The sequence below is a fragment of the Inhella sp. genome (assembly GCF_027532025.1).
Classification (GTDB): domain Bacteria; phylum Pseudomonadota; class Gammaproteobacteria; order Burkholderiales; family Burkholderiaceae_C; genus Inhella.
Genome location: NZ_JAPZSY010000003.1, coordinates 99,729 through 115,835 on the forward strand (window position 1 = coordinate 99,729; position 16,107 = coordinate 115,835).

Annotated in this window: 18 protein-coding genes; 4 read left to right on the plus strand and 14 right to left on the minus strand. The window is 69.6% G+C overall.

Annotation, left to right across the window (positions count from 1 at the left end; genetic code table 11):
* Positions 1-25: 25 nt before the first annotated feature.
* The 11 genes from O9335_RS01100 to O9335_RS01150 all read right to left on the minus strand — a co-directional run bounded on the left by O9335_RS01100 (position 26) and on the right by O9335_RS01150 (position 9,163).
* Positions 26-1,081: an ABC transporter ATP-binding protein gene (locus O9335_RS01100; RefSeq protein WP_298382239.1), complete on the minus strand. Its 1,056-nt coding sequence runs from the start codon at positions 1,079-1,081 to the stop codon at positions 26-28.
* A 137-nt stretch (positions 1,082-1,218) separates the two neighbouring features.
* The gene (locus tag O9335_RS01105) at positions 1,219-2,064 is read right to left on the minus strand and encodes a carbohydrate ABC transporter permease (RefSeq protein WP_298382242.1); all 846 of its coding nucleotides are present in this window, start codon (positions 2,062-2,064) and stop codon (positions 1,219-1,221) included.
* A complete protein-coding gene (locus O9335_RS01110; protein WP_298382245.1) occupies positions 2,061-2,936 on the minus strand; it encodes a carbohydrate ABC transporter permease in 876 nt (291 codons plus the stop codon). Before O9335_RS01110 ends, O9335_RS01105 begins: the two co-directional genes overlap by 4 nt.
* Before the next feature lie 134 nt (positions 2,937-3,070).
* A complete protein-coding gene (locus O9335_RS01115) occupies positions 3,071-4,318 on the minus strand; it encodes an ABC transporter substrate-binding protein (RefSeq protein ID WP_298382247.1) in 1,248 nt (415 codons plus the stop codon).
* A gap of 19 nt (positions 4,319-4,337) precedes the next feature.
* On the minus strand, positions 4,338-5,525 hold the full coding sequence (locus O9335_RS01120) for a carbohydrate porin (RefSeq protein WP_298382249.1): 1,188 nt from the start codon (positions 5,523-5,525) through the stop codon (positions 4,338-4,340).
* A 233-nt stretch (positions 5,526-5,758) separates the two neighbouring features.
* The gene (locus O9335_RS01125) at positions 5,759-6,160 is read right to left on the minus strand and encodes a VOC family protein (RefSeq protein WP_298382251.1); all 402 of its coding nucleotides are present in this window, start codon (positions 6,158-6,160) and stop codon (positions 5,759-5,761) included.
* A 77-nt stretch (positions 6,161-6,237) separates the two neighbouring features.
* Complete coding sequence (locus O9335_RS01130; protein WP_298382254.1) at positions 6,238-6,600, minus strand: hypothetical protein; 363 nt, start codon at positions 6,598-6,600, stop codon at positions 6,238-6,240.
* A gap of 128 nt (positions 6,601-6,728) precedes the next feature.
* Positions 6,729-6,959, minus strand: coding sequence for a hypothetical protein (locus O9335_RS01135; protein WP_298382256.1), 231 nt, complete (start codon positions 6,957-6,959; stop codon positions 6,729-6,731).
* Positions 6,960-7,065: 106 nt separating this feature from the next.
* Positions 7,066-7,458, minus strand: coding sequence for a VOC family protein (locus tag O9335_RS01140; protein ID WP_298382259.1), 393 nt, complete (start codon positions 7,456-7,458; stop codon positions 7,066-7,068).
* A gap of 156 nt (positions 7,459-7,614) precedes the next feature.
* Entirely contained in the window at positions 7,615-8,121 is a 507-nt protein-coding gene (locus tag O9335_RS01145; protein ID WP_298382262.1) for a DUF4188 domain-containing protein, read from the minus strand.
* 58 nt (positions 8,122-8,179) lie between these two features.
* Positions 8,180-9,163 carry an NAD-dependent epimerase/dehydratase family protein gene (locus tag O9335_RS01150; RefSeq protein ID WP_298382264.1) on the minus strand — a complete coding sequence of 328 codons (984 nt, stop codon included), beginning with the start codon at positions 9,161-9,163 and terminating at the stop codon, positions 8,180-8,182.
* Positions 9,164-9,264: 101 nt separating this feature from the next.
* On the opposite strand from O9335_RS01150, the gene O9335_RS01155 reads away from it, so the two are divergent.
* The gene (locus O9335_RS01155) at positions 9,265-10,158 is read left to right on the plus strand and encodes a LysR family transcriptional regulator (RefSeq protein ID WP_298382267.1); all 894 of its coding nucleotides are present in this window, start codon (positions 9,265-9,267) and stop codon (positions 10,156-10,158) included.
* A gap of 10 nt (positions 10,159-10,168) precedes the next feature.
* Here the strand turns inward: O9335_RS01155 and O9335_RS01160 are convergent, their stop codons facing one another.
* Complete coding sequence (locus O9335_RS01160; RefSeq protein ID WP_298382270.1) at positions 10,169-10,606, minus strand: Hsp20/alpha crystallin family protein; 438 nt, start codon at positions 10,604-10,606, stop codon at positions 10,169-10,171.
* A gap of 276 nt (positions 10,607-10,882) precedes the next feature.
* On the opposite strand from O9335_RS01160, the gene O9335_RS01165 reads away from it, so the two are divergent.
* The gene (locus O9335_RS01165) at positions 10,883-12,316 is read left to right on the plus strand and encodes a response regulator (protein ID WP_298382274.1); all 1,434 of its coding nucleotides are present in this window, start codon (positions 10,883-10,885) and stop codon (positions 12,314-12,316) included.
* Positions 12,317-12,403: 87 nt separating this feature from the next.
* On the opposite strand, the gene O9335_RS01170 is transcribed toward O9335_RS01165, so the two are convergent.
* Complete coding sequence (locus tag O9335_RS01170) at positions 12,404-13,828, minus strand: sensor histidine kinase (protein WP_298382278.1); 1,425 nt, start codon at positions 13,826-13,828, stop codon at positions 12,404-12,406.
* Entirely contained in the window at positions 13,825-14,505 is a 681-nt protein-coding gene (locus O9335_RS01175; protein ID WP_298382280.1) for a response regulator transcription factor, read from the minus strand. The genes O9335_RS01170 and O9335_RS01175 overlap by 4 nt, the downstream gene beginning before the upstream one ends.
* Positions 14,506-14,623: 118 nt before the next feature.
* Between O9335_RS01175 and O9335_RS01180 the strand changes: the two genes are divergently transcribed.
* Positions 14,624-15,463, plus strand: coding sequence for an alpha/beta hydrolase-fold protein (locus tag O9335_RS01180; protein WP_298382283.1), 840 nt, complete (start codon positions 14,624-14,626; stop codon positions 15,461-15,463).
* Positions 15,460-16,104 (plus strand): chromophore lyase CpcT/CpeT, encoded by a 645-nt coding sequence (locus tag O9335_RS01185; RefSeq protein WP_298382285.1) that lies wholly within the window; start codon positions 15,460-15,462, stop codon positions 16,102-16,104. Before O9335_RS01180 ends, O9335_RS01185 begins: the two co-directional genes overlap by 4 nt.
* Positions 16,105-16,107: the final 3 nt, after the last annotated feature.

The window sequence follows — 16,107 nt, forward strand, 5'->3', positions numbered from 1 at the left end:
TCCAGCCGCCCGAAGGCCAGGGCGCTCAGGCCACGCGCTGCTGCGTGCGCGCGTCGAACAGGTGCAGGGCCTCGGGCGCCCATTGCAGGTGCACCAGGTCGCCCACGCGTTCGCGCACTTGGCCGGGCACGCGGGCGGTCAGGCGGCCCAAGGCGGTGTCGGCGGCCACGTAGGTTTCGGGGCCGGTGGGCTCGATGAGGTGGATGCGCGCGGGCAGGCCGCGGTCGGCGAACTGCAACGCTTCGGGGCGCAGGCCCAGCAGGCAGTCGCCCTCGGGCAGGCGCTCGGTTTGCGCTTCGGTCAGCATCAGCATCTGCCCGTTGGCGGCCAGGCCGCCCAAGGCGCGCTGGGCGCTGACCCAGTTGATGGCGGGCGAGCCGATGAACTCGGCCACGAACACGGTGGCCGGCGCGGTGTAGATCTCGTGCGGGGTGCCGAACTGCTGCACCTGCCCGTCCTTCATCACGGCGATGCGGTCGCCCAGGGTCATGGCCTCCACCTGGTCGTGCGTGACGTACACGGTGGTGGTGCGCGTGCGCTGGTGCAGCAGCTTGATTTCGGCGCGCATCTCCACGCGCAGCTTGGCGTCGAGGTTGGACAGCGGCTCGTCGAACAAGAACAGCTGCGGCTCGCGCGCCAGGGCGCGGCCCATGGCCACCCGCTGGCGCTGGCCGCCGCTGAGCTGCGCGGGGCGGCGGTCCAGCAGGTGCTGGATCTGCAGCAGCTCGGCCACCTGCTGCACCTTGGCCTCGCGCTGGGCCTTGGGCACCTTGCGCATCTCCAGCGCGAAGGCGATGTTCTGCGCCACGTTCATGTTCGGGTAGAGCGCGTAGCTCTGGAACACCATGGCGATGTCGCGGTCCTTGCTGGGTAGGTGCGTGATGTCGCGCTCGCCCAGGTGGATGTGGCCGCTGGTGAGCTGGTCCAGGCCCGCGATCATGCTCAGCAGGGTGCTCTTGCCGCAGCCGCTGGGGCCCACCAGGATGAGGAACTCGCCGGGCTCGATCGCGATGTCGATGCCCTTGAGGATCTCGGTCTCGTGGAAGGTCTTGCGGATGCCTTGGATCTTGAGACTTTGCATGTTTGACTGCCTTTCTTGCATTTCGGGCCGAGCGCCGGGCCGCCCCAAGCCGGCCCCGCTGGTGAGGCCGGCGGGTCCGGCCCGCCAGCCTCGCCGTCCCCCCGGGGGACCGGCCAAGGTATTCCTTGGACGAGGGGCTAACCCTTGACCGCCCCAGCGGTCAAGCCGCGCACGAAGTACTTGCCGGCCAGCACGTAGACGATCAGCGTGGGCAGCGCGGCGATGAGCGCACCGGCCATGTCCACGTTGTATTCCTTGACGCTGCTGGTCGTGTTGGCGAGGTTGTTGAGGCCCACGGTGATGGGCTTGTTGTCGAAGCCGCTGAACACGGCGCCGTACAGGAAGTCGTTCCAAATGGCGGTGAACTGCCAGATGACGGTGACGGTGACGATGGGCCCCGACAGCGGCACCAGGATGCGCCAGAAAAAGGTCCAGAAGCCCGCGCCGTCCAACTGCGCCGCCTTCAGCAACTCGCCAGGCACGCCCAGGTAGTAATTGCGGAAGAAGAGCGTCGTGCTGGGCAGGCCGGCCAGCACGTGCACCAGCACCAGGCCCACCAGCGAGTCGCTCAGGTTCAACCAGCCCAGCACCTGGCTCATGGGCAGCAGCACCACCTGCATGGGCATGAACACGCCGAACAGGATGAGCGCGAACATCAGCTCGCTGCCGCGGAAGCGCCACTGCGTGAGCACGTAGCCGTTCAACGCCCCCAGCACGGTGGAGACGACCACCGCCGGGATGACCATGGCCACCGAGTTCAAGAAGAAGGGCTGCAGGCCGTTGCACTGCATGCCGGTGCAGGCGCTGCCCCAGGCCTTGGCCCAGGCGCTGAAGTCCAGCGAGGGCGGCAGGCTCAGCAGGCCGCCGGCGTACAGCGCGTCCATGCTCTTGAACGAGGTCGCCAGCATCACGTACAGCGGCGCCAAGAACACCAGCGCCAGCGCGGCCAGCACGGCGCCCAGGAAGAGGCGGTGCGCTTTCATCGCTTGGCCCTCAGCTCGGAGTACAGGTAGGGCACCACGATGGCGGCGATGGTGGCCAGCATCATGGTGGCGCTGGCCGCGCCCAGGCCGATCTGGCCGCGGGTGAAGGCCATCGTGTACATGAAGGTGGCGGGCAGGTCGGTGGCGTAGCCGGGGCCGCCGGCGGTCAGCGCCATCACCAGGTCAAAGCTCTTGATGGCCAGGTGCGAGACGATCATCAGCGTCGAGAAAAACACCGGGCGCAGGCTGGGGATGAGGATGCGCGCGTAAATCTGCGGCAGGCTCGCACCGTCCACTTGCGCGGCCTTGACGATGGACTCGTCGATGGCGCGCAAGCCGGCCAGGAACAAGGCCATCACGAAGCCCGCGCTTTGCCAGATGGCGGCGATGACGACGCAGTACAGCGCCTTGTCGGGGTCGATCAGCCAGTCGAACTTCACGCCGGTGAAGCCCAGGTCGTGCAGCACCTTCTCCAGGCCCAGGCCGGGGTTCAGGATCCACTTCCAGGCGGTGCCGGTGACGATGAAAGACAGCGCCATCGGGTACAGGAAGACCGTGCGCAGCGCGCCCTCGGCGCGGATTCTTTGGTCGAGCAGCACGGCCATCAAGAGGCCCAGGGCCATGGCCCCGCCGATGAAGAGGCCGCCGAATACCGCCAGGTTGCGCAGCGCGAGCCACCAGCGCTCGCTGGCCCACAGGGTTTGGTAGTGCACGAGGCCGGCCCACTCGTAGTTGGGCAGCAGGCGCGAGGCCGAGAACGACAAGACGCCGTTCCAGGCGATGAGCCCGTAGATGAAGCCCATGGCCAGCACGAAGGACGGTGCAAGCACCAGTTTCGGCAGCCAAGGGGTGGATGAAGACGACGCGGACATGGGGAACCAACAACGAGGACAGACGCGGGGAAAAAAGGCGGCCTCGCCCCCGTTCAAAGCGAGGCCGCTGCCCAATCAACGGACCAACTCACGCGGCCCGGGGCGGTGGGCGCCCCAGGGCCGCGTCTCCCTCCTCAGGAACCTTTGGCCGCGGCGGCGATGCGCTGCTTGGCCTGCGCCACCGTCATGCTGTCGTTGTTCCAGAACTGGCTCACCACGTCCTTGATGCCGCCTTCCACTGCCGAAGGCACGGCCATGCCGTGGGCGATGGAGGGCACCAGGCTGCCGCCCTTGGCCGTGGCCAGGAAGTCGGCGTTGCTTTGCTTGGCGCAGTCGTCGAACTTGTCCATCTTCAGGTCGGTGCGCACCGGGATGGAGCCCTTGTTCAGGTTGAACAGCTCTTGGAACTCGGGCGACATCACGGCCGACGCGAAGTCGCGCTGGGCCGCCTGGTTGGCCGAGTTCTTCAGTTTGAAGAGCGCAAAGCTGTCGACGTTGAAGGTGAAGCTCTTGGCCGTGCCGGGGGCGGCGGCGCACACAAAGTCCTTGCCCGGGGCCTTGCCCGCGGCCAGGAACTCGCCCTTGGCCCAGTCGCCCATCAGCTGCATGCCGGCCTCGCCCTTGATGACCATGGCCGTGGCCAGGTTCCAGTCGCGGCCGGGGCTGTTCTTGTCGGTGGTGGCCTTGACCTTGCGGAAGGTCTCCAGCACCTTGTCCATCGTGGCGCTGTTCAGCGTCGCGGCGTCCAGCTGCACCAAGGCCTTCTTGTAGAACTCCGGCCCGCCCACGCCCAGGGCCACCGACTCGAACACGGTGAAGTCCTGCCAGTTCTGGCCGCCGTGCGCCAGGGGGATGACGCCGGCCTTCTTCAGCGCCTCGGCAGCAACGAAGAACTCGTCCCAGGTGGTGGGCGCCTTCACGCCGGCCTTCTTGAGCACGGCGGCGTTGGCCCACAGCCAGTTCACGCGGTGCACGTTCACCGGCGCGGCCACGTACTGGCCGTTGAACTTCATCACGTCGCTGACCACCTTGGGCAGCTTGGCGTCCCAGCCCTCGGCCTTGGCCACGGCATCCATCGGCTGCAGCAGGCCTTCGCGCGCCCACTCCTGGATGGACGGGCCCTTGATCTGCGCCGCCGCCGGGGCGTTGCCCGAGACCACGCGGCTCTTGAGCACGGTCATGGCCGAGTCACCGCCACCGCCGGCCACGGCGAAGTCCTTCCAGGTGTGGCCCTTGGCCTGCAGGCTGGCCTTCAGGCCTTGCGCGGCCTTGGCCTCGCCCCCGGCCGTCCACCAGTGCAGCACTTCCACCTCGCCGGCTTGCACGGCGCTGCTCAAGGCCAGCGCCAGGCTGGCGGCCACCATCGTCAGTTTTGCGTTCATCGTGTGTCTCCTCGGGGAATCAGAACCACCACTCGACCTGGGCACCAGCGCTGGTGCCCGAGGTCTTGCCGTTGAAGGCCGGGTTGCCGGTCACGTTGCCCGCGGCGGCGTTCCACTTGGCCGTGGTGACGTAGAAGCGCAGCTCGGGGCGCGACCAGAAGCTGCTGTCGATCGACAGGGTCGGGGCCAGGGTCAGTTTCGTCAGGCGCGCGGTGGCGCCGCCTTCGGGCTTGTACTGGCTCACGCCCAGCTCACTGACGAACTTGAAGTGGCGCGACAGGCCGTAGCTCATGCGCCCGCCGATGGAGCTGGACGTGGTGCTCACGCCCGCGCCGTTGGTTTCCTTGGCCAGCAGCAGCATGACCTGGCCGCCCAGCGCGCCGCTTTGGCCATTGAACGACTCGACGATGCGCCAGCCCTTGGCCTTGCTGCCGGCGCTCAAGTCGCCGAAGTTGCTGTTCAGCGCGGCCGAGCCTTGCGACAGCTGCACCCACAAGGTGTTGCTCAGGCCCGTGCCCAGGAACTTGCTTTGGTCGTGACGCACCGCCAGCGCCATGCCCGATTTGCCGCCGGTGAACTGACCCTTGGTGAAGGTGGCGAACACGTTGAGCTTGGCGTCGTCGTTGGCGGGCAGGTTCACCCATTCGAGGTTGACGCGGTGGCCCGGCTTGTTGGGCTGGTCATCGTTCTTGTAGTAGGCCACGCCAAAGTTGCCACCGATGTTCTTCACGCCAGCGCCCACGCCCTTCATCTCGGTGAAGAAGGTGTCGACGATGTGCACGTCGCCGCGGCGGCCGCGCTCTTTGCCGATCCAGAAGGTGGCCTCGGGGGCGAAGTCAAAGCCCTTGACCTCGGCCCACAGCTGCTCGATGGCCAGGCCCTTGCCGTCGGTGTCGGTGTTGCCCGTGTAGTGGTTCGTCATCAGGCTGACGCGGGCCTCCAGGCCGTCTTTCTTGACGTCTTGGCTCAGCAAGAACTCGCCGTACAGGTCGCACTCGTTGCCCAGGCGGTACTTCATGCCGCTGGTGCCACCGTTCAGGCCGTAGCAGGCGCGGTTGGTGCTGTTGCTCGTCAGGCCAGGGCCGGCGCGGAAGTAGCCGCTCCAGTCCAAAGCCTGGGCGGTGGGGGCGCTCAAAGCACCGGTCAGGGCCAGCAGGGCAGCCAGGGGCAGGCGCGCCACGTTGCGCGCGCCAGGGGTTCGGGTCATGGGGGGTCTCCTCGGGGTGTTGGTGCTGCTGGAGCGCCAGGTTCCGGAGCCCGACGTTCAGCAAACGTTCATGTTCGCTAGCGGGACGGATGTTAAGGAGACGTTCAGGTATATGAATCGGTAATAACCTTAATGTTTCATGAATTCCCACATCCGACCCCCGGCGGGATGTGGGCGACCAGCGCCGCCGTCGCTCGAGTCAGCGCGGGCGCGTTGGAGGGGTTCCCGCTCTTTCAGCCTGCCCGCTTGGGCCGGTGCAAGGCGCAGAGCTTGTGCCCGTCGGGGTCGCGCACATAGGCCAGGTGCAGCACCCCGGCGGGGCCCTCGCGCGGCCCGGGTGGGGCTTCGATGGCGGTGCCGCCATGGGCCAAGGCCACCTGATGGAAGCGCAGCACCTGCTCGGGGCTGTCGCACAAGAAGCCGATCGTGCCGCCGTTGGCCACCGTGGCGGGTTCGCCGTTGATCGGCTCGCACACGCCGAAGCTGGCCCCAGCGTGACGCCAAAAGGCACGCCAATGGCCGGTGCCCGCCTGGCTGCGCGCGCCCGGGGCGGCACCCAGCACGCCGAGCACGGAATCGTAAAAGGCGATGGAACGATCGAGGTCGTGGGTGCCGACCATCACGTGGCTGAACATGGGAAAGCTCCTGTTGGGTTGGGGAAGGCGGCCGAATGGGGCGGGCCCTGGAGCGAGCCCGCTGGAGACCCAGTGTCTTACTGCCCGGCGGCCAGCCCGAGCAACATGATGAAGAGGGTGCCGACGATGGACACCGACGAAAACACCGTGCCCAAGATCGCAAAGATCTTTTTGCGGTTGGCCTGCATCAGGCCCCCGACCCCCAACCCCAAGGCCACCAAGGCCAGGCCGATGAAGGCGAACAGGAACAAACCAATGGCCACAGCCGCGGGGGACTCTTCGTCGATGCCCCCCGGGGTGGATGCCTCCATCACACCGGCGATCACGATCAACAAGAAGATCAAGACGCCCGACACCAAGCTGATGATGAATGAGGCAATCCCCAAACCCGAATGCTTGGGCTCGTCCATGGCGGCCGCTTTGACTGGCGTTGGTTCCACGTTTCATCCCCCTTGAAAACCCAAACGGCAGTATCGGCTGCCCTGGGCCGTGGGAACCCGATGGCCCGCCCCCGCTTCGTCCGCGCGGCGAGATCCCGCCGGAGCGGCGTCCCGTCAGTGCACCGCCGTCAGTGCACGCGGCCGCCCATCACAGCAACGGCAAGCAGCAGGCCGCCACCGGCCAGCTGCACGAAAAAGGGGTTCTTCGCCACGTTCCATTGAACGATCAAAAACACCAAGCTGACGGGCGCGATCAGCAAGCACCCGAGACCCCACCAAACGCTGGTTCGAAACGCAGCGATCAAGGTGCCGATGCCCCCCAAAACGACCAACAAGAAGCCCAAAACTGACAAAGTCATCATGGCTGCTTCTCATCGTCCAAGGTGAGGGGCAGCCGACCGAGGGGCGGGCACCCGGAAGCGCAGGGTCTGGACTGGCCCCTCGACCGAAGCGTTGGGCCTCACGTCAGCCACCCAACGGAGAACAGAGTTCAACCAAGGTGCCGTCAGGACACCGAACATACGACACGACCTGCCCCCACGGCTTGGACTCGGGAGGCCTGACTTCGGTGGCACCGCAAGACACCGCCTTCGCGTGAGCTTCGGCAACGGACGGTGTCACAAACGCGACTTCGAACCCGAGCGGTTGCTCCGACGCACTTGCGGCAACAAAGCCAGCGGGTAGATTGGCATTCCCCAATTCAAGGGACGCAAACGCCAAGACTGTTTCGCCTGTGTCCAGTTCGCCATAAGCACCGGATTCATGGAGGAAGCGCCTCGACAAACCGAACGCTCGTTCAAAGAAGGCAAGCGTCGACGAAACATCCGGCACATAAATGATTGCGTAACCAAATTTCATGGTTGCTCCACTGTTGAGGCTCAACACGGTGCTTGGAAGAGACACCGACCTGGGTGCCACAACCCGCAGCACTCGGCTGCGGTTCGAGCAAGTCATGTTGCCTCAGTGCCCACCGCATGGGCTTGCGCCCGACGAGCCGCCCTACCGAGCTGCCCCTCAGCGCGACTCGGCGGATGCCCCGTCGCGGCGACCGCCGTGCGCCGCGCGCCCCTGGGCCGACGCCAACGGCCCCACGGCCGGTACCAACGCCCCCGCCGCCCCCAGCCCGAACGCCGGCATGTTGACGTACACATTCTCGTAGCGGCCGGGGCCGACGAGGTAGGTTTCGTGCCAGATGCCGACGCTGCCGTCCGTGCCCACGGCGCGGTTGAAGGCGGCCCAGGCGGGCAGGTGCCGGGCGTCTTTGGCCTTGGCGTAGGCCAGCAACGGGTCCAGCGAACGCCAGTACAGCAGCATCAGCGTGGTGCGGCCGAAATAGCTCTCGCCGTGCAGGAAGCCGAGCTCGGGCTTCTGCGCCAACTCGCGCAGCATGCGCGGCATAGCGGCCACCACGGGCGCCCAACGGTCCACGCGCCAGAGGCGGTTGAAGCGCATGCCGATGAGGAAGACGACGAAGTCGCCGTCCAGGCGGGCGGTCATGCGGGCGGGGTGGATGGCGTTCACTGGCCCACCCTCCGCGCCCGGGCGCTGCGGGATTCGCCCTTGGGGCGGCCCTGCGAGCTCATGCAGCCTCCGCGGCAACGGGGGTGGCCTGAGGGACTTCGGGGCGCCAGGTGCGCAGGGTGGCGAGGAGGGCCTCGTCCAGCGGGGTGTGGGGCAGGGCCTCGCCCAGGCGCTGGCGCAGGCGGGTGCCGTCAAGTCGGTGGGGAACGTCCCACAGGTAGCGCATGGCCATCACCTCCCGCAGCAGGGGAACGAAGGGGGCGGCCAGCTGCCAGGGCCACCAGGCCATGGACTTGGCATGCACGCGCTCGACCCAGCCCAGTTGCAGGGCGGCGCGGGCCAGGCCGTCGAGCAGCTCGCGCCCGGTGAGGGTGTGGCCTTCGAAGTGCAGGCGTTCGTGGGCTTCGGCGCCGCGGCGCTCGGCCAGGGCGACGAAGGCCTGGGCCAGATCGGGCAGGTAGGCCCAGGCGTGGGGCACGCCGTCCATGGGGCCAGGGTAGACGAGGCGGCCTTGGGGCAGTTTCTTGGCGATGAGCAGGTCCAGCCAGGTGCCTTGCCCTGGGCCGAAGAAATCGCCGGCGCGCAGGACGGCGCTGCGCAGGCGGCCGGCGGCGGCGCGCTCGGCCAGCTCGTGCTCCAGCTGCGCGCGCAGCGCGCCCTTGGCCGTGCTGGGGGCCTCGGGGGTGGTTTCGGTGAGCAGGGGCGGCATGCCGGCGCCGTAGGCGTAGACGTTGCCGGGCAGCAGAAAGGTGGCGCCCAGGCGCTCGGCCACGTCCATGCCCTGGCGGGCCAGGGGCAGCATCTCGGTGGCCCAGCGGGTGTAAGGCGGGTTCACGGCGTAGACCACGGCGCGCGCGCCTTGCGCGGCCTGGGCCAGGGCGACGGTGTCGGCCAGCGGCAGGGTCAGGGCCAGGGGGCCGAGGCCTTCGGTGCGGCGGGCCTGGGCCAGCACGCGCCAGCCCGAGCTGGCAAAGGCCTGGGTGGCGGCGCGACCCAAGCGGCCTTGGGCGCCAAGCACCAGGACGGCGGGGAGGACGGTCATGCTGGGCTTTCAGGGGCTGCCGGATGGCGACAGGCCCACTGTGCCTTTCCGTGGGCCATTCCACAATCGACCCACCCTGCAAACCAGCCATGCGTTTTGGTATGAGCCCACTCCCCCGCTTCGATTGGTCCCTGGTGCCCAGCTTTTTGGCGGTGCTGGACGCCGGCAGCCTGACGGGTGCCGCTCGCGCGCTGAACGCCCAGCAACCGACCTTGTCGCGTCACATCGCTGCACTGGAGGCGCAGTTGGGCGTGGCACTGTTCGAGCGCACCGGACGCGGCGTGCAGCCCACGGCCGCGGCGCGCGAGCTGGCCGACGCTGCCCGCCGCATGGCCGAGGGCGCCGAGCACATGGGGCAACAGCTGCTGCGCCGCGCCAGCAGCACGCAAGGCACGGTCCGCGTCAGCGCCAGCCAAGTACCGGCCGTGACCCTGCTGCCGCCGCTGTTGGCGGAGCTGCAGCGGCAAGAGCCGGGCGTGCAGGTGGAGCTGGTGGCCACCAACGCGGTGAGCAACCTGCTGCGCCGCGAGGCCGATATCGCACTGCGCATGCTGCGACCGGCTCAAAGCGGCTTGGTGGCGCGCCAACTGGGCGAAGTGGCCGTGGTGGCCTGCGCGCATGAAAGCTACTTGGCGCGCCGGGGCACGCCACGCTCGCCGACGGAACTGGCGGGCCACACCCTGGTGGGCATGGACCGGGACGAGGGCATCTTGCAAGGCTTTGCCGCCGCGGGGAGCCCGCTGGCGCGCGAGCACTTCGCGCTGCGCACCGACGACCAGGTGGCCTACGCCGCGCTGGTGATGGCGGGCGCAGGCATCGGCTTCGTGGCGCGTTACTTGGTGGACAGCACGCCGGGGCTGGTGCCCCTGCTGCCCGAGCTGCCCACACCAAGCCTGCCGGCGTGGCTGGTGGTGCACCGCGAGATTCGCGGCAACCCGGCGGTGCGGCGGGTGTTCGACTTCTTGGCCGACGCCCTGCCGCCCCGCCTGGCCTGAGCCCAGCGACTCAGTCGATGCGCACGCGCTTCTGGCCCACCGGCGCGCGGCGCTTGGGCAGGTTCAGGGTGAGGACGCCGTTGTCGTACTTGGCGCTGGCTTCGGCCTCGTCCACGTCCACCGGCAGCTGAATGCTGCGGGCCACGCTGCCGTAGTAGCGCTCGCTGCGCACCAGGCGTTCGCCCCGGCCCTCGCCATCGCGCTGGGCGTCGTGCTGCTTGACCTCGGCGCGCAGAGTCACCAAGCTGCCGTCGATGTCGACGTGGATGTCGTCTTTGGCAACACCGGGCAGCTCGGCCAGCACGGTGTAGGCCTGCTCAGACTCCTTCACGTCCAGCCGAATGCGCTCGGGCAGCGCGTCGCCGTGCAAGGGGCGGACGAAGAAGCCGGGGGCGGCGTCGCGGAACAGGTCGTCGAACAGGTTGGAACGGATGGGGAAGCGGTTCATGGGGAACTCCCGTGGCATGACAGAAAACAACCCGGCGCCGCCACCTTGGCGGGCCTGGGCACCCAATCAGCGACGCTCCGGATCGCGCTGCAGGCTCCAAGTTAAGGGCGAAGCACGCGGGTTTCAACACCTTCACCAACGGGGCTTGATGCGCGTCAAAGTGGACGGGCTGCCACCCCTGACGTTTTGCCAGACCGCGGGCATTCGCTAAGCTGTTACCAATCCTCACGACTGGGTTCGCCGTGCGATGCGCGGTCGCCCCCGCTGATCCAACCGATGACCGACACCCTTTTGTGGATCTTGGCCGCTGTGGCCGCTGCGGCCCTGGCGGGCCTCGTTTGGCGCTGGCTGCAGGCCAAGCGCGCGCGCGACGAACGCGACCTCGCCGAGGCGCGCGCCGTCCTGGAGTCCCACCCGGACGACACCCCCACCCTGTCCGAGCACGCCGACACCCTGCCGCCGGACGCGGCCGACGCCGAAGGGCCCCTGTCGACGAGCCTGGACGAACCGCAAGACCCGGCCGACGCCTATGCCGCCTTGGTGGCGGCGATGGCCGATGGCGACAGCGAGGCCGAGCGGGTCGCGCGCGAGGCCATCGAACGCCTGGAGGCCCAAGCCCCACGGCTCGACGACGAGCCATCGCCCACGGGCGAGCCGGTGGCACGGACCGAACCCACCCCCGCGACCACCGAGGCGACCGAACCCGGCCGCGACGAGGCCGAAGCCGAGGCGGCTGACCGAGCCGCCCAGCAGGCGGAACAGGAGGCCGCAGAGGCTCTGGCGCGTGCACAAACCGAGCAAGCAGAAGCCGAGCGCCAAGCAGCCGAAGCCGAAGCCGCAGCCGCAGAACGCGCCGAAGCGCAGCGGCGGGCCGCCGAGCAAGCCGAGCGCGAAGCTGCCGAAGCGGCCCGGGCCGAAGCCGAGCGTCAAGCGGCAGAAGCGGCGGAAATCGCTCGAGCCGAAGCCGAACGCCTAGCCGCCATCCGCGGCGAAGAGGCCCGCCTGGCCGCGGAGCAAGCCGAACGCGAAGCCGCTGAAATTGCCGAAGCCACGGCTCGGGCGGAAGCCGAACTGTTGGCTGCCGAAGCCGCGGCGCGCGCCGAAGCCGAGCGCCTGGCCGCCGAACAAGCCGAACGCGAAGCCGCCGAAGCGGCGCGGGCCGAGGCCGAACGTCTCCAGGCCGAAGCGGCCGAAGCCGCGGCGCGCGCCGAAGCCGAGCGCCTGGCCGCCGAACAGGCCGAACGCGAAGCCGCCGAAGCGGCAGCGGCAGCGGCAGCGGCGGCGGCCGCCCTGGCCCCGGCACCGGTCGCCACCCGCCCCTTGCAGCCCGCCGAGACCATCGTCATGGTGGTCGACGACTCGAAGATCGTGCGCGTCAAAACCAGCCGCGCGCTGGCCCCACAGGGCTACCAGCTGGTGCTGGCCGAAAGCGGCGAGGAAGCGGTGGCCAAGATGGCGGCGCAACTGCCGCACGTCATCATCACGGACGTGGAGATGCCGGGGATGGACGGCTTCGAGCTCACCCGACTGGTGCGCAGCAACCCGCTCAGCGCGCACCTGCCGGTGATCATGATCACCGGCGCCGACGACCGCCAAGAAGCGGCCACGGCCGCCGGGGTGACCGAGCTGCTGGGCAAGCCCTACTCGGAAGATCGCCTGATCGCTTGCATCGAGCAGGCGCGGTTGGCGGTGCAGGTGGCGGCCCACTGACCCTCCCGCTGAGGGGCTGCCCAGCCCATTCAGCCAGCCATCCAGCCACGCAACAGGGCGCCACACGGCGCCCTTTTTCATGCGCGCTCAGCCCTGGGCCAGCGGCAGGCTCACGGTCACCGCCAGGCCCTGCGGCGCGTGGCCGGCCACGGCCACGCGGCCGCCGTGGCGCTCGGCGATTTCTTTGACGATGGCCAGGCCCAGGCCGCAGCCCCCGCCTTCGTGCGTGGCGCGCACGAAGCGCTCGAGCACCTTGTCGTGCCAGTGCGCGGGCAGGCCCGGGCCGGTGTCGGTGACGCTGAGCTGCACCTCGTTGGCCAGCACCAGCACGCGCACCGTCACCTCGGCGCCGCGCCCGGCGTAGTGCAGGGCGTTGTCGATCAGGTTGGCCAGGGCCTCGCGCAGCAGCGTGGGGTGACCGCGCACCGGGGCCACGGGGCTGCTGCTGTCGTCCAGGCCCAGGTCCAGCCCAGCGGCCAGGGCGCGGGGCACCCACTCGGCGGTGAGCTCGCGGGCGAGCTTGGCCAGGTCCAAGGTTTGGAAGGTTTGCGCGCCGCCGGCCTCGGGCTCGGCGCGGGCCAGGCTGAGCAGCTGGGCCACCAAGTGCGCGCTGCGCGTGGCGCCCTCCACCACGCGGCGCAGGCGCTCGCGCTGGGCGGGGTCGTCGGCGTCGGCCAGCGCGATCTCGGCCTGGCCCTTCAAGCCGGCCAGGGGCGTGCGCAGCTGGTGGGCGGCGTCGGCGATGAAGCGGCGTTGGCCCTGCACGGTGCGCTGCACGGCGTCCAGCAGCTGGTTGATGGCCATGGCCAGCGAGCGCAGCTCGGTGGGGGCCACGTCGAGCTGGATGGCGCGCAGGTCGTCGGGGGCGCGGCCCTCCACGGCCTTGCGCAGGCGGTGGATGGGGGCCAGGCCGGCGCGCACGCCGGCCCAGACGATGAGGCTCATCACGACCATGAGCACCGACAGGGGCAGCACGGTGTCGATGAGCAGGCGCTGGGTCAGCTCCTGGCGGTTGGCGCTGCTGCGCGCCACCTGCACGCGCATGGTGGTGGGCGGGCCCTCGGGCTCGCCCACCTGCAGGGTGAGCGAGGCCACGCGCAAGTCCTGCGGGGCCTGGCCGTCTTGCGCGGGCAATTGGCCGTCGTACACGAATGGTCGGCCCAGAACCCCCTTGCCCAGCGCGTGGGACGGGGGTTCGGGCAGGTTGCGGTTGCCCAAAATGAACTGCCCCGGCGGCGAGCTGACGGTGTACAGCAGCTTGTCGTTGGGGTCGGCCTCCAGCACGTCCTGCGCGGCGCGGGGCAGGTCGATCATCAGGCCGTGGCCCAGGGGCTTGATCTGGCGCGACAGCGCGCGCGTGGCCTGCAGCAGGCTGGCGTCCACGGCCTCGGTGGCGTAGCGCTCGGCCAGCTTGTAGGTGAACAGCGCCCCCGCGGCCCACAGCACCAGCTGCGGCAGCAGCAGCCACAGCAGCAGCTGGCGCTGCAGCGAGGCGGGCTGCGCCGGGCTCATGGCGCGGCTTGCGCTTCCAGCAAGTAGCCCAGGCCGCGCACGGTGCGCACGGCAACGCCGGCGCCTTCGAGCTTCTTGCGCAGGCGGTGGATGTAGACCTCGATGGCGTTGCTCTGCGGCTCGCCGCCGTCTTGGCCCCAGGTCTGCAGGATCTGCTCTTTGGTGACGACGCGGTCGCGCTGCGCCATCAGCAGCTCGAGCAACAGCCACTCGCGCGGGCTGAGCTCCAGGGGTTGATCGTCGACCAGCGCGCGGCGGCTGTCGGCGTCCAGCGTGAGCTGGCCCAGGCTTTGGCCGCGCGGGGCGCTGGCGCTCAGGCGCGAGCGGCGCAGCAGGGCGTTGAGCCGGGCTTCGAGCTCGGGGAAGTCGAACGGCTTGGTCAGGTAGTCGTCGGCGCCGGCGTTGAGGCCGGCCACGCGGTCTTCGAGACCGTCGCGCGCGGTGAGCAACAGCACCGGCAGGGCCGGCTGGGTGACCCGCACGCGCTGCAGCACGGTCAGGCCGTCGACCATGGGCAGGCCGATGTCGAGCACGGCGGCGTCGAAGGCCTGGCGGCCCAGCAGGAACTCGGCCACGGCGCCGTTGGGCGCGTGCTCCACGGTGAAGCCCGCGCGGCGCATCTGCGCACACAGCGCATCGGCCAGCAGGGCGTCGTCTTCGGCCAGCATCAGGTTCATGAACAAACTTTAATGAACCTGATCGCGGCTGGACAGGCTCACTTTCCCGAAGCTGCCGACGACGGCCGCACCGCGCGCCAGCCCGGGGCGGCACGCCCACCCCCCAAAATCCCGGGCCATGAAACGCCGCGACTGCCTGGCTGCCACCTTGGCCGCTGCATGGGCCACCCCCGCCTGGCTCCAGGCCCAAACCCGCCCGCGCAGCGTGGGCGAGCGCCTGCACGTGCTCGCGACCTTGACCATGCCCGGCCTGGGTCGCGAGCGCACGCTGCGGGTTTACCTGCCGCCGAGCTACGCCAGCCAGCCCAGCCGGCATTACCCCGTCGTGTACTTCCACGACGGTCAGAACCTGTTCGACGACGCCACCAGCTACGCCGGCGAGTGGGGCGTCGACGAAACCCTGGACGCCCTGGCGGCGCAAACCGGCGTCGAGGCCATCGCCGTGGGCATCGACCACGGGGGCGAGCACCGGATGCGTGAGCTCAATCCCTGGGACCACCCCCGCTTCGGGCCGGGCGAAGGTCGGGCCTACCTCGCCTTCGTGGCGAACACGGTGAAGCCGCACATCGACCGCCGCTATCGCACCCTGCCCGGCCGCGCCCACACCGCGCTGGCCGGCAGCAGCATGGGCGGCCTCATCACCTGGGCCGGGCTGTGCCTTCACGGCGACACCTTCGGGGGCGGTTTGGTGATGTCGCCCTCGCTCTGGGCCGCACCGGCTGCCTTGGATGGGGCCGCCCGCCAAACTTGGGCCGCGGGAACCCGGATCTACGTGTACGCCGGTGGTCTCGAGGGCGGCGACATGGCCGCCAACGCGGAGCGCTTGCACCGCCTGATCGAGAAGCCCGCCGTGGCCGCCCTGCGCGTGAACGAAACCGGGCAGCACAACGAAGCCACCTGGCGCGCCGAGTTGCCCGCGGCGCTGCGCTTCCTGTTCGGCCTGGGGCAGCCGTCATGAAGGCCTGGATCGCTTGGGGCCTTGCAGCCGGCCTGTGCGGCTGCGCCAGCCCCCCGCCCGCCGACCCGGCCCTGGATCGCCTCGTGGCGCGCATGACCGGCCGCTTTGACAGCAGCGCCCAGGCCGCCGCCCAAGCGGGCTACTTCGACATCCGGCTGAGCATGGTGCCCCTCTGGACCGAACGCACCGACGGCCGCTGGCTCTACGTCGAACAGGCCACGGCCACCGCCCCAGACCGCCCGTACCGGCAGCGCATCTACCGCGTGGCCCGGCGAGGCGACGCCTTCGTCAGCGAGGTCTACACCCTGCCCGATCCAGCCGCCTGGGCCGGGCGCGCCAGCGACCCGGTGGCCCTGCGGGCCCTGGCGGCCGGCCTGACACCCCAGCAGCTGAGCCGGCGCGCCGGCTGCGACGTGATGCTGCGCGCCCTGCCCGATGGCGACTTCGACGGCGGCACCCAAGGCCAAGCCTGTGCCAGCGACCTGCGCGGAGCGGCTTACGCCACCAGCACCGTGCGCGTGAAGGCCGACCGCCTGGAGACCTGGGACCAGGGCTTCGACGCCCAGGGCCGGCAAGTTTGGGGCGCCACCGAAGGCGGCTACGTCTTCGTGCGTCGCGCGGGGGCTCAGCCGATCGAATGAACT

Coding starts and splice junctions, on each gene's coding strand:
- O9335_RS01100 (WP_298382239.1), bottom strand. CDS start 1,081: ATGCAAAGTCTCAAGATCCAAGGCATCCGCAAGACCTTCCACGAGACC.
- O9335_RS01105 (WP_298382242.1), bottom strand. CDS start 2,064: ATGAAAGCGCACCGCCTCTTCCTGGGCGCCGTGCTGGCCGCGCTGGCG.
- O9335_RS01110 (WP_298382245.1), bottom strand. CDS start 2,936: ATGTCCGCGTCGTCTTCATCCACCCCTTGGCTGCCGAAACTGGTGCTT.
- O9335_RS01115 (WP_298382247.1), bottom strand. CDS start 4,318: ATGAACGCAAAACTGACGATGGTGGCCGCCAGCCTGGCGCTGGCCTTG.
- O9335_RS01120 (WP_298382249.1), bottom strand. CDS start 5,525: ATGACCCGAACCCCTGGCGCGCGCAACGTGGCGCGCCTGCCCCTGGCT.
- O9335_RS01125 (WP_298382251.1), bottom strand. CDS start 6,160: ATGTTCAGCCACGTGATGGTCGGCACCCACGACCTCGATCGTTCCATC.
- O9335_RS01135 (WP_298382256.1), bottom strand. CDS start 6,959: ATGACTTTGTCAGTTTTGGGCTTCTTGTTGGTCGTTTTGGGGGGCATC.
- O9335_RS01140 (WP_298382259.1), bottom strand. CDS start 7,458: ATGAAATTTGGTTACGCAATCATTTATGTGCCGGATGTTTCGTCGACG.
- O9335_RS01150 (WP_298382264.1), bottom strand. CDS start 9,163: ATGACCGTCCTCCCCGCCGTCCTGGTGCTTGGCGCCCAAGGCCGCTTG.
- O9335_RS01155 (WP_298382267.1), top strand. CDS start 9,265: ATGAGCCCACTCCCCCGCTTCGATTGGTCCCTGGTGCCCAGCTTTTTG.
- O9335_RS01160 (WP_298382270.1), bottom strand. CDS start 10,606: ATGAACCGCTTCCCCATCCGTTCCAACCTGTTCGACGACCTGTTCCGC.
- O9335_RS01165 (WP_298382274.1), top strand. CDS start 10,883: ATGACCGACACCCTTTTGTGGATCTTGGCCGCTGTGGCCGCTGCGGCC.
- O9335_RS01170 (WP_298382278.1), bottom strand. CDS start 13,828: ATGAGCCCGGCGCAGCCCGCCTCGCTGCAGCGCCAGCTGCTGCTGTGG.
- O9335_RS01175 (WP_298382280.1), bottom strand. CDS start 14,505: ATGAACCTGATGCTGGCCGAAGACGACGCCCTGCTGGCCGATGCGCTG.
- O9335_RS01180 (WP_298382283.1), top strand. CDS start 14,624: ATGAAACGCCGCGACTGCCTGGCTGCCACCTTGGCCGCTGCATGGGCC.
- O9335_RS01185 (WP_298382285.1), top strand. CDS start 15,460: ATGAAGGCCTGGATCGCTTGGGGCCTTGCAGCCGGCCTGTGCGGCTGC.